Annotated in this window: 14 protein-coding genes and 1 pseudogene; 13 read left to right on the top strand and 2 right to left on the bottom strand. The window is 34.4% G+C overall.

Going from position 1 to position 12,247, the window contains the following annotated elements; all coding sequences use genetic code 11:
- The first annotated feature begins 209 nt into the window (after positions 1–209).
- The 12 genes and pseudogenes from G9F72_RS10820 (at position 210) to G9F72_RS10875 (ending at position 9,765) form a co-directional block, all read left to right on the top strand.
- Complete coding sequence (locus G9F72_RS10820; RefSeq protein WP_164958885.1) at positions 210–539, top strand: NIPSNAP family protein; 330 nt, start codon at positions 210–212, stop codon at positions 537–539.
- A 281-nt stretch (positions 540–820) separates the two neighbouring features.
- On the top strand, positions 821–1,054 hold the full coding sequence (locus G9F72_RS10825) for a helix-turn-helix domain-containing protein (RefSeq protein ID WP_164958886.1): 234 nt from the start codon (positions 821–823) through the stop codon (positions 1,052–1,054).
- A gap of 267 nt (positions 1,055–1,321) precedes the next feature.
- A complete protein-coding gene (locus tag G9F72_RS10830) occupies positions 1,322–3,028 on the top strand; it encodes a urocanate hydratase (protein ID WP_164958887.1) in 1,707 nt (568 codons plus the stop codon).
- Positions 3,029–3,073: 45 nt separating this feature from the next.
- Positions 3,074–4,603 (top strand): histidine ammonia-lyase, encoded by a 1,530-nt coding sequence (gene hutH / locus G9F72_RS10835; RefSeq protein ID WP_164958888.1) that lies wholly within the window; start codon positions 3,074–3,076, stop codon positions 4,601–4,603.
- A 107-nt stretch (positions 4,604–4,710) separates the two neighbouring features.
- Positions 4,711–5,976, top strand: a complete 1,266-nt coding sequence (hutI, locus tag G9F72_RS10840) for an imidazolonepropionase (RefSeq protein WP_224676074.1) — start codon at positions 4,711–4,713, stop codon at positions 5,974–5,976.
- Between the two features lie 27 nt (positions 5,977–6,003).
- Complete coding sequence (locus G9F72_RS10845; RefSeq protein WP_164958889.1) at positions 6,004–6,567, top strand: cyclodeaminase/cyclohydrolase family protein; 564 nt, start codon at positions 6,004–6,006, stop codon at positions 6,565–6,567.
- 34 nt (positions 6,568–6,601) lie between these two features.
- Positions 6,602–7,495, top strand: coding sequence for a glutamate formimidoyltransferase (gene ftcD / locus G9F72_RS10850; protein ID WP_164958890.1), 894 nt, complete (start codon positions 6,602–6,604; stop codon positions 7,493–7,495).
- A gap of 138 nt (positions 7,496–7,633) precedes the next feature.
- Positions 7,634–7,810, top strand: coding sequence for a hypothetical protein (locus tag G9F72_RS10855; protein ID WP_224676075.1), 177 nt, complete (start codon positions 7,634–7,636; stop codon positions 7,808–7,810).
- Positions 7,811–7,843: 33 nt separating this feature from the next.
- Positions 7,844–8,026: pseudogene (locus tag G9F72_RS10860) on the top strand (IS1595 family transposase); the annotation flags it as partial.
- A gap of 94 nt (positions 8,027–8,120) precedes the next feature.
- Complete coding sequence (locus G9F72_RS10865) at positions 8,121–8,399, top strand: hypothetical protein (RefSeq protein ID WP_224676076.1); 279 nt, start codon at positions 8,121–8,123, stop codon at positions 8,397–8,399.
- 202 nt (positions 8,400–8,601) lie between these two features.
- Positions 8,602–8,748: a hypothetical protein gene (locus tag G9F72_RS10870; protein WP_164958892.1), complete on the top strand. Its 147-nt coding sequence runs from the start codon at positions 8,602–8,604 to the stop codon at positions 8,746–8,748.
- A 30-nt stretch (positions 8,749–8,778) separates the two neighbouring features.
- Positions 8,779–9,765 (top strand): ADP-ribosylglycohydrolase family protein, encoded by a 987-nt coding sequence (locus tag G9F72_RS10875; RefSeq protein WP_164958893.1) that lies wholly within the window; start codon positions 8,779–8,781, stop codon positions 9,763–9,765.
- 37 nt (positions 9,766–9,802) lie between these two features.
- On the opposite strand, the gene G9F72_RS27400 is transcribed toward G9F72_RS10875, so the two are convergent.
- Both G9F72_RS27400 and G9F72_RS10885 read right to left on the bottom strand, forming a co-directional pair.
- Positions 9,803–10,183, bottom strand: a complete 381-nt coding sequence (locus G9F72_RS27400) for an ATP-binding cassette domain-containing protein (RefSeq protein WP_224676077.1) — start codon at positions 10,181–10,183, stop codon at positions 9,803–9,805.
- Between the two features lie 5 nt (positions 10,184–10,188).
- Positions 10,189–10,521: an ABC transporter transmembrane domain-containing protein gene (locus tag G9F72_RS10885; protein WP_224676282.1), complete on the bottom strand. Its 333-nt coding sequence runs from the start codon at positions 10,519–10,521 to the stop codon at positions 10,189–10,191.
- Between G9F72_RS10885 and G9F72_RS27405 the strand changes: the two genes are divergently transcribed.
- The gene (locus G9F72_RS27405; protein ID WP_224676078.1) at positions 10,487–11,728 is read left to right on the top strand and encodes an SEC-C metal-binding domain-containing protein; all 1,242 of its coding nucleotides are present in this window, start codon (positions 10,487–10,489) and stop codon (positions 11,726–11,728) included. The two genes, G9F72_RS10885 and G9F72_RS27405, sit on opposite strands and share 35 nt — an antisense overlap.
- The last annotated feature ends 519 nt before the right edge of the window (positions 11,729–12,247 follow it).

Below are 12,247 nucleotides of genomic sequence, written 5' to 3' on the forward strand. Positions count from 1 at the left end.
TGATTTTATTTTGGTTTACCACCGCGCTAGCGGTTTAGTGCTATTCTTATAATAGGAAGCTGATGTAGTCACAAAAAAACACCTAAATATTGAATGAAATTTAGGATAATGAATGGTGAACCGTGCCACAAGTAACGGCGTACTTATTACAATAAGGTATACTAAAAAGCAATACAAATGTAAATTTATATTTATAAGGAGAAAGTAAAATGATTTATGAATTAAGAATTTATCACATTAATCCTGGTAAGATGAAAGATATTCATAATAGATTCTCAACTCTTACCTTAGATTTATTTAAAAAACATGGTATGAATACTCTAGATTTTTGGGAAGATGCAGAGGGAAAGAATGTTATTTACTACGTACTTGAGCACAAAGACATGGAAACAAGAAATCAAAGCTTTATGGATTTTAAAAACGATTATGAGTGGATGGAAGGAAAGAGACTTTCTGAATTGAATGGATCTATAGTAGAAAAGATTGAAATTATTTTTATGAATAGAGTTCCTTATTCACCAGCAACCCAGAGAATTTAATAAATATTTATTACGAAAAAAGAGCATATATAACAGAAGCATGGGTTAGAAGTGGTGTAGAACCAATGTAGAAGATAAAAGTATAAAGTAAAATTATTCAGTTAAGTACTTTGATAGATGATCAACGGAGAACCGTACCATAAATAGGTGCGGTGTTTCTGTTAAGTATTGATATATAAATTAGAAGTGGTTTAGATAGAGAAAATACCGTATGATAAGTAATATAGAATTTAAACCAATAAGTTTAATAAATAAATTTGTTTTGTTATAAAAATTAGAATATGCCTCATTATCTTAAAGAAAATATTTTAGGTTCCCTTGTAAAAGAGAATGTGCAAATAGACAACACTTCTTTACCCAGTAGGCTTCGAAATTTTGAAAGAAAATTAATAGTAGAATGTTTAAACAATAATAATTGGAATTTTAGTAAAACGGCTAAGAAATTAGGAATCATAAGACAAAGTCTTGAGTATAGAATGAAAAAACTAGGAATAGAAAAAAAAGAAGATATATAAACTGTTAGAGAATGACTTAGTTATAAAGTGCATAAAATTTAGTCAAAGTCATAAAAAATTAAACTGTTGATATTACTGAGTTTCATTAAAATATATGCATAAATTTTATGCATATATTTTAATGAATGATATTTTAAATATGGGATGAAACTTGAAAGCCTTGATATGTAAAGGCTTTTTTTTGTTTTGTTTAATAAAAAGACTATGGCACGGAGATTGCTTATAGAATAGCAAAAGGGTTAAAAGATATAAAAGGAGGGTTTATATATGGAAGCAGAGATACTTTATTCTGTAAAAGCACAAAGAGGATCGGAACTTCGTTGTAAGGGATGGAAGCAGGAAACAATTCTCAGAATGCTTGAAAATAATATGGAAAATGCAGAGATGCCAGAAGAACTTGTTATATATGGTGGAAATGGAAAGTGTGCAAGAAATTGGGAATCATATCATGCCATTGTTAAATCGTTGAAGGATTTAGAAGATAATGAAACATTAGTGGTTCAATCTGGAATGCCTGTTGCTATTTTTAAGACTCATAGACTAGCACCAAGAGTTGTTATGGCTACAACGAATATAATGAAAGCGGATTGGCCAACCTTCTATGATTTACAGGATAAAAACCTAACCATGTTTGCTCAATATACTGCAGCGCCATGGGAATACATTGGAACGCAAGGAGTAATTGAAGGAACATTTGAAACTTTATCTGCAATTGCAATGAAGAAATTTAATGGAAGTCTTGAAGGAAGAATATACCTTACAGCAGGAGCAGGTGGAATGGGGGGCAATCAAAGCTGGGCAATGAAGATGCATGGTGGAATTGCAATGGTTGTAGATGTAGATGAAAAAATTATAAAAAGACGGATGGAAAAGGACTATATGGACGTTATCGTTTATTCGCTAGATGAAGCAATAGCTATGGCAACGAAAGCAGCAGAAGAAAAGAAGCCAATGTCAATAGGTCTTGTTGGTAATGCCGCGGATATTTTTGAAGAAGCATATAATAAAGGATTTATGCCAGATATAATGAGTGAAATGTGTCCATGCCATGATCCAATATCCTACATACCATCAGGATATACTCCAGAACAAGCAGATGAATTTAGAGTGGAAAATCGTGAACTTTATCTACAAAGAGCAAGAGAAACAATGATTAGACAATTAAGAGCGATGAATGCTTACTTCCATAAGGGAGTTGCAGCATTTGAATATGGAACTAGCATTCGTAAGGAATGTAGAGATGCGGGAATGCCAGAAGAAGAAGCAATGACTATTCCAGGTTTTGTTGCTGAATATATAAGACCATTGTTCTGCGAAGGACGGGGACCTTTCAGATGGACCTGTATATCAGGAGATGCAAATGATCTTGCAGTAACGGATGAAGTTGCTCTTGAGATGTTTAAGAATGATCCGTTGATTACAAGATGGATTACACTTGCACATAAACATCTTCCAATAGAAGGACTTCCAGCAAGAGTTTGTTATATGGGTTTTGGAGAGAGAAGAGCCTTTGGATTAAAGATCAATGAACTGATTAAACATGGAGTGATAAAAGGGCCAGTTGCTTTCTCAAGAGACAATTTAGACTGTGGTTCCATAGTAAATCCTACTTTTGAATCAGAAAAAATGAAGGATGGCAGTGATTTAATTTCTGATTGGCCATATTTAAATGGATTGTTAAACTGTGCTGCAATGTGTGATTTAATTGCAATACAGGCGAACTACTCAATGGGAGAAGCAGTTCACACGGGGGTTACAATGATTGCAGACGGAACAGAGGAAGCAGCCATAAGATTGGATGTAGCATTAACTGTGGATTCAGGAATTGGCATTGTAAGACTTGCGCAAGCTGGATATGAAACAGCAAGAGAAATAGCAGAAGGCAATGGGAAATATACTACAGATAGTATTAAAGTTCCATTATGGTGGGAACCAAAGGCTACCTTTGGACCAAGTGGAAGACCACCTCGCTAAAGAATTGAAGAGCAAGTTCTTAATAATGAAGAGGGGTGATTTGGAATGATAGATGTTGTAATGATAGATGGAAATACCCTTACTCTTTGCGATGTAATAGTTGTTGCAAGAGAGGGTGCTGAAATACAGCTTTCTCAGCAGGCAAGGGAAAATATAAATAAATCAAGACGAACTGTTGAAAAATTCATTGAGGATGGAAAAGTTATATATGGTATTAATACTGGATTTGGGAAATTTAGTGAAGTTGCTATATCTAAGGAAGAAATAGCAGCTTTGCAAAGGAATCTAATTTTTTCAGATGCAGTAGGGGCTGGTAATAATTTTGATATTGAAGTAGTTAGGGCAATTATGCTGCTTAGAATCAATGCTCTTGCAAAGGGCTATTCTGGTATAAAATTAGAAACCGTTGAAACGCTGATTGCCATGTTAAATAAAAAAGTGCATCCCTTAATAAGAGAACAGGGTTCGGTTGGTGCAAGTGGAGATTTATGCCCACTTGCACATATGGTTCTGGTTATGCTAGGAGAAGGGGAGGCAGAATATAACGGAAAAGTAATGGATGGGAAAAGTGCTATGGAAATGGCACAAATTCCAGTTACTACCTTAGAGGCAAAGGAAGGACTAGCCTTGATTAATGGAACCTGCGCAATGACTGCAGTAGCAACACTCGCTGTATATGATGCCTTCATTTTACTAAAAAGTGCGGATGTGGTTGCGGCACTTACCTTTGAAGCATTGGAAGGAATTATTGATGCTTTTGATGAAAAGGTTCATATGGTCAGACCACATAAAGGGCAGATAATTTCGGCACAAAACATGCGAAATATGTGTGAAGGAAGTAAGCTCGTTACAAAACAGGGTGAAAAAAGAGTGCAGGATGCATACACATTAAGATGCATTCCTCAGATTCATGGTGCAAGCCGTCCAGCCATGCAGTATGCAAAAGAAGTTGTGGAAATAGAAATAAATTCAGCAACGGACAATCCATTAATATTTTCGGATGAAAATGAAGTGATTTCAGGAGGAAATTTCCATGGTCAGCCAATTGCCATTGCAATGGATACATTAGGTATCGCCACTGCTGAACTTGCTGATGTTTCGGAAAGAAGAATTGAAAGATTATTAAACCCAGCATTAAATGATTTACCTGCTTTCTTAACACCTATACCAGGATTAAATTGTGGATTTATGGTGGCACAATATGCCGCAGCATCCCTTGTATCTGAAAATAAAATATTGGCACACCCGGCTTCCGTGGATTCCATACCTACCTGTGCCAATCAAGAAGATCATGTAAGCTTTGGAACCATTGGTGCGAGAAAGGCAAGGCAAATCATTAAACATGTTCAAAGAGTTCTTGGTACAGAGCTTGCATGTGCAGCTCAGGCTGTTGATTTTAAGGATAAAGACAAGCTTGGCATCGGATCTGCTGTGGTGTACTCAACACTTAGAAAAAAGGTAGCTTTTATGAAAAATGATAGAATACTTTATAAAGAAATTGATATCTGTCAGGAAATAATTCAGAGTGGAGAATTATTGAATGAAGTTGAAAAAGTAATTGGTAAAATACAATAATGTAAGATTTTTCTTAAGTTGGTGCATAAAAATTATGCACCAATGTTTTTAACGACATTTCAGCATGGCAGATGATGATTTAATGAATAAAATAGGGAGAGATAAATTTGAAAGGGATTACGAAAAAAATAAGGGCTGATTTATTAATTGAAAATTGCACACAGCTTTTAACATGTAGAAAAGACGCTGGAGATTTAATTGGGCTTATAGAAAATGGCTATCTTGCAATTGCAGGAGAAAAAATTATTTCTGTAGGTACGAAAGAAGAAGTAATGGCTTTAGTTGATATAAATGGAGCTGAAATTATAGATGGGAGAGGCAAGAGTGTTGCTCCAGGTTTTGTAGACGCCCATACACATCTTATATTTGGAGGATCTCGAGTTAAGGAATACGCGGCAAGAATGATAACGGATGATATTGAAACGCTGGAGAGAATGGGAATTAAGACGGGAATAATGGCCACTGTTGAAATGACTAGAAATTCATCTGAAGAGGCATTGTTTTTTGCTGCATCAAATAGAATAAAACGTATGCTTCATAGTGGTACAACAACGGTTGAAAGTAAAAGTGGATATGGATTATCTACCCCATCTGAGATTAAAATATTAGAAATAAATAAAAGATTAGATAAAGACCTTCCAATGGATGTAGTATCCACGTTTTTAGGTGCACATGGTTGGCCGAAAGATATTTCAAAGGAAAGATATATGGATATGCTGGTTATGGATATGATTCCTTATGTTGCAGAGGAAGGACTTGCACGGTTTTGTGATATATGGTGTGATGAGGGTCATTTTACTGCGGCAGAATCTGAAAAAATTTTGAAAGCCGCGAAAAGTTTTGGTCTACAGCCTAAAATTCATACAGATGCTTACTCTTATATTGGAGGTTCTGATTTAGCTGCAGAAATGAAAATGGTTTCGGCAGACCATTTAAATTATACTCCCAAAAACGTAATTCGAAAATTGGCAGAGCAAGGAGTACCAGGAGTTTTATTACCAGCAATAGATTTTGCAGTAAAGCATCCAAAGCCCTTTGAAGTACGTCCTATGTTAGATGAGAATCTAACCATTGCATTGGCAACAAATTGTTGCCCTGGATGTTATGTTGAATCCATGCAATTTGTTATGGCTTTAGCATGTAGAGAACATAGAATGAAGGCACAGGAAGCAATACGGGCAGCAACTCTGGGCGGTGCTACTGCACTTGGACTGGAAGGTGATAGAGGTTCTTTAGAGGTGAATAAGCTCGCAGACATTCAAATCTGGGACGCATCTCAATTTGAAGAGGTTATCTATCATATTGGAGGAAATATAGTTGAAAAGGTAATAAAGAGAGGAAAGGTCGCCTTCGATAATAAAATGGATTTTTAGAATTATTTTTAGAAAGGAAGAAGTAAAATGAATAATTTTGAAGTTTTTAATAAAATAATGGATTCAAAAGATTTTACTATTGGTGGAGGTTCCGCATCTGCATTGGCAGGAGCAATGGCGGCTGGCCTTGCGGGTATGGTAGCAAGACTATCAACCAATAAAGAATGGGGACTTTTAGCAGAGGAATATGAAATAATGGCAGAGGAAGCAGATCGAACTTGCCAGGAATTACTGCTTGGTGCAGAAAAAGATGCACAGGCATATATGTTGATAAAAAAAGCATATTCATTGCCAAAGGAAACTGAAGAGCAAAAGGCAATTAGAAGGGAAGAAATTCAAAATGCAGGAATTCAAGCAGCAACTGTTCCACTGCAAAATGCAATATTGTGTAAAAAAATATATGGATTAACTTTATTATTAAAAGGGAAATCAAATTCTAATGCATCATCAGATTTAGCAGAGGCTGAATTATTGAGCCATGCTGGTCTTATTGGATGTACACTAAATATTGAAGCTAACCTTCCTCTTATTAAGGATGAAAATATAAAAAAGGAGTTTGAAAGACAAGCTTTAGAATTAAAAAGGATTTAGAGCGATAATATGAGAAAATGGAGATGAAATTTATATGAAAATATTGTTATGTGAAGCAAATATTAGTGAAGGCAGAAATGAAGAGATTATTTGTAGCGTTAAAGATGTACTTTTACAGAATGATGATGTTAAAATGATTGATTTTAATTCCGATAAGGACCATAACCGGTCGGTTTTTACTTATATAGGTGAACCTGAGATGGTTTTAGAGGCGACAAAGAGGCTTGTGGATAAAGCTTTAGAATTAATAGATATGACAAAACATCATGGAAGTCATCCAAGAATGGGTGCGGTAGATGTAGTTCCTTTTGTTCCAGTTAAAGGAATAGAAATTCAAGAGGCAGTTGAAATTTCAAAGAGATTTGGGAGATATATCGGAAGTAAGGGTGTTCCAGTTTATTATTATGAGAATGCAGCAACCAGCTCAGATAGAACAAGTCTTGTTAATATAAGAAGAGGGGAATATGAAGGATTAGCAGAAAAGATGAAAAAGCCTGAATGGATACCGGATGAAGGTCCAGTAGAATTTATACCCAAAAGTGGAGCACTTGTTACAGGGGTTAGATTTCCGCTTGTGGCATTTAATGTGAATTTACGAACCAATGATATTGAAATTGCAAATCGTATTGCTAAAGCAGTTAGAAATATAAGTGGAGGCTTTAGATATGTTAGAGCAATTGGTCTTCATATAGCAGAAAAAGATATGGTTCAGGTTTCAATGAATCTTATAAATTATACTAAGACTCCTATTCCAAGAGTCATGGAAACAGTACGCTCCGAAGCGGCACGTTATGGAGTAATGATTGCAAGTGCTGAACTTGTAGGCCCTGTCCCAATTGAAGCCCTTGAAGAAGTTGTAAGGCATTGTTTGCAGGTTCATGATTTTTCAATAAAACAAATCATTGAGACGAATTTGCTTCCGGAATAACATCCAATTTTTTTACAATCACTGTTAACAAATGGTGTATACAATTTGTTTTGCTATAAAAAGTAGTGCCTACGGGGTACTGGTATTTGACAGAGTGTAGCGATGAATTGGTTAAGGAGGCGGTTAAATAAATATCCATTGCCAAAAGCGAAAGTGTATATTTGTATATTTGATTTAGGCGTAGGAAATAGCTATATACTCCTTTCTCTCATAACCACGGAAAGTGGAGCAGGAGTTCTAAGAGGCTATTGTGCAGGCTTTGATGGAAAAGATAGAGTTTCTATTCTTTTAAATAATAGGCTCTGTTTTAAATAAGTGTTGATATGTGATGGTTTTCTGAAAATAGGTTATATGCAATTTGCTATAGATATGGAATTAGAACATAAGAGAATTAAAAGAGGTAGACATAAAGAGGATATTTACCATATTCAACACATTAATAGCCTTCATTCTAATTTAAAAAGATGGATGAGTAGGTTTAATGGTGTTGCAACTAAATATCTAAGCAACTACCTTTTACATAATTACTGGAATTATGATACATAAATTGTGTATAATACGAATATATGGTATTAAACAATCGTATTAAATTGTAAGCCGTAAATTGGAATATATAGGAGGTACAATGGGAAAAGTGAGAGGTAAATGGAGTCAAAAACAAACAGATGAGAAAGTGCTGTCTGTAATTAGCAGTATTTGTTCTATAAGCATAATAATATTTGTATGTACGCAGATTTTAGGTATTTGGAAAACTGAAGCAGATGTAATTGTGCCATTGTTGGGTGTGTCAATGTTAATTCAAGCCATTCAGAATTGGAAGAAGAATAAAGAAGTTGCTAAAGGTAGTTTATGTGCAGTGATACTTGCTTTGGTGTTTTCAATTTTTCAATTTGTAATAAGATAAAATCAAATTTGTAGAATGGATTGGATTAGCAATTTTAAACTATTACGATTTAGAAGTAAAGTGGACACGTTGATTTGTCCACTTTTATACGTTCCATTATCAACATTAGTTTAAAACAGAGCCAAATAATAAGTCTATTAGTAGAATAGCTTCCACAGAATTCAAATGGAAATATGAAAAAGAATATGCCTTAGAGCTTAAGTTGCAGGGAAATGAAATAGCTCTTTCCATAGATAATGTAAGCATACTAAAGGTAAAAGATGAAACTTTAAGCTATGGTATGGTAGGCTATGCAAAATATTCCATGGGAGCAACCCTCTTTGGAAATCTAACCATTGAGGAATTATAAATAAATAAAGATAGGGAGGAGATTTTAATATTGTTAAGTAGAAATGATTTAATAAATAATAGAGACCTTGCCTATGATAAAGCCTTAGGTGCTATGGCTGGTCTTGCCATAGGAGATTCTTTTGGAGATGCATCAAGAAAGCAAGATAATCAATTAAGATATGGTATCACCACAGATTTTAATAAAGAAGCCTCCTGGAGTACTGATGATACTGAATTTGCGTTGCTTACTGCAAAAATATTAATAGAATGTGAAGGAAGTCTATCAAGTGAGGTCGTAGTTAAAGGCTGGATGGAAAATGTAGCCTCGCAAAATGATTTTCCAAGAGGAGGAGCCAGCGAAATAGAAGCAGCGAGAAACCTTAAGAAAGGCATTTTGCCCCCTTATTCTGGGGAATATAATTCATATTATAACAGCGATGGAGCAGCTATGAGAATTGCACCTATAGGAATTATATGTGCTGGTGATTCAGAAAGGGCAGTAATACTTGCCAACATAGACGCCTGCTTAAGTCACTTTAGAGAAGGTATATGGGGAGCACAAGCTGTAGCAGTTGCCGTTTCTGTTGCCATGGTGGATGGAACCATAGATCAAATAATTGAAGCTGCCTTAAAGTCAATTCCAGAGGATTCATGGCTTTATTATTCCATGAAAAAGGCATTAGAAATTGTAGATAATGCCAAGGGTGAATTCATGGATGCTTGGTTGCCTTTACATGATGAACTTTGGACTAGTTACAAGGCGTCAGTTCCAGAAGCAGTAGCAGCGGCTTTTGGAGTGCTTAAGCTTGTAAATAAAAATTTCAGAACTGGGGTGGTAGCTGCTGGTAACTTTGGTAGAGATGCAGATACCATTGGAGCCATTGTAGGAGCTATTTTAGGCGCCAAATACGGAGCTTCACAAATGCCTGAAAAGTGGATTGAAAAAACAAGGTATCCTTCCGGAACCTGCCTTGCTTTTACTAATGGGTTAGACATAAAAGAAGTTGCTCAAAAGCTCAGTGATTTGATAAAATAAAGTTTAAAAAAAAGGAGAAGTCTCCATTAGAGATTTCTCATTTTTGAATCCTATTGTGAACCCTGCCTTGTAGCATAAGAATATTAGCTCTGAGACTTTCCAAAGTTACATTTTTAATATCTTTTCCATCTATTAATATTCTGCCAAAGGTAGGATCATAAAACCTTGGTATGAGCTGGGTTAAAGTAGTTTTCCCAACTCCTGTTGGACCTACTAAAGCAACCATCTGACCGGACTTACAAGTGAATTCAATATTCTTTAGAACCGCAGAATCTTTCTCATATTTAAAGTCTACGGCTTCAAAGGTAATGCTACCTTTTACCTTTGTAAGCTCCTCTGCATCAGGGCTATTCTTAATTTCTGAAGGGGTATCTAAAATCATCATTACACGTTCTGCACCTGCAAATGCCTGCTGCACATCTTCTAAAAGCCTAGCAATACCTGAAATTGGTGTATAAAAAAAGATAAATAGAGCAAAAATGCAACGATATCTGATAGGCTCAGCTGACCATGAAGAGCCATCATTCCTCCTGTTCCAACTACAATTATTGTACCAATGGAGGATAGGAACTCTACAGACGGGTGGAATACTGCACTTAAATTTAGTGCATGAAGCATTGATTTTGTAAAGACGATGGCTTGCCTGGTGATCTGTTTTGCTTCATACTCTTCTTGTACAAAGGCTTGAATTTCTTGGATACCAGAGAAGTTGTCTTGAAGCTTGGAATTTAAATCTCCTAGTGCATTTTGGGATATTTTGAAATTGGGACGTACCTTTGTAGCAAAAAACTATCCTGAAAATAAAATAAAGGGTATTAATAATATAGATTTAGAAATTGAAAATAAAGCAAAAGAAATGTTTAATAAAGTAAAGAGAGGTAAGTTTACACAGGATTTAAGAGAATTATTAGAATGTAATACCAAAACTGAATTATTCAAAATAGCATCTATACTAAATACTACGAAGGTATCTAAGCTTAATAAAGGGCAACTAGTAGAAAGACTTTTAGATGTATATGAAGAGAAAATAACTGAGGCTCTATATTTAATTGATAGTGAAAGGTTTGAATTTTTAAAAAATATAGCTGATAAACAGGGATATATATCCTTTGAAGATCATAATTTCACATCAAATCCAGAATATTATTTAGAATATGGATTTGTATTTGCAGCTATGGGAGAAGATGGTATATATTTAATTATGCCAAATGAAACAATAAATGCTATAAAATCCTTAGATAATGATGAGTATAAAAAAATATTAGCTAAAAATACAGAACTAGTAAAGCTATTCTGGGGAATGACCTATAACTATGGCGTAGTGTTTATAAATGATTTTATAAGAATGCTTAACAATTATGTTGACTATTCTTTGGATGAAACTGATCTTAACGGAATAATTGCAAGTGGTGAAGATTATTATGGGGAGTATATAGTACAAGGAAATATAGCTAGCAGTATAATGGCGCCACTAGAAGATATTGTCCATATTATTAATACAAGAGAGAATATTTCAAGTGGCAGGGATTTCTGTATTATAAAAAAGGATGAGCTACTTGAAGCTGCCAATGTAGAATATTTAATTGTAAATAAAATAAGTATGAGATTAAAAAAGTATTTAAAGAATAATTGGAAAATAGAAGATACAGAGATTGAAATGATTATAATTAATTTATATTCTGATATTCAAGAAAATGAAAAAGAAGAGGTAATAGAAAATATCATAGTTGCATTGGGAGAAGCAAGTGGAAATGATCTTCAAAAATTATTAGTAGAAATAAATAGTTTTATAAATAACACTAGACTTTGGAGATTAAAAGGATATACTTTAAACGAATTAAGTTCAGAATATAAAAATAATAATAATTCTACTCCTAAGATAGGAAGAAATGACACTTGTATATGTGGAAGTGGTAAAAAATATAAAAAGTGTTGTGGATCTAAGGTTATTCAGCTGTTTTAGCAAACTGAAATTCCCCACTACGTTACCAACTTATAGCAAGAGGTAGCAAGATTAGTCGTTACTCCTTCGCCAATACCCTTGGTAAGTTGAGTTAATAATTATTTATTTTTACTAATATTACCCCCCCCCGTGCTTCTGATAAATTAGAGATACGGGGGGCTTTTTTCAAAGCACTAATAACCTTAAATTGTTTAACAAAATTCATTATAGATTTATAAAATTATTTTCATTTTGAGTGTTTTATGGTATATTGTTCATATCAGTAATTTCTCCTAATTATGATAATATTTTGTATTTATCGTTACTTACATTATATCATCTTTAAGAGGAATTTACCATAATAAATTATTGAAAAACCTTGTGTTTTCAATGGGTTAAGCAACATTAGAACTCGGATGTCAGGAAGGGCATGTATCAGTATCTGTTGAAGATATTACACAGTAGGACTGGCAAAAATAAGTGGCAGAACAAATAAAATCAGAAGGTATGATTATTGATCCGAATTTTTAAGGGCATATA

Origin of the sequence: Clostridium estertheticum, assembly GCF_011065935.2 — a bacterium.
GTDB lineage: Bacteria > Bacillota > Clostridia > Clostridiales > Clostridiaceae > Clostridium_AD > Clostridium_AD estertheticum_A.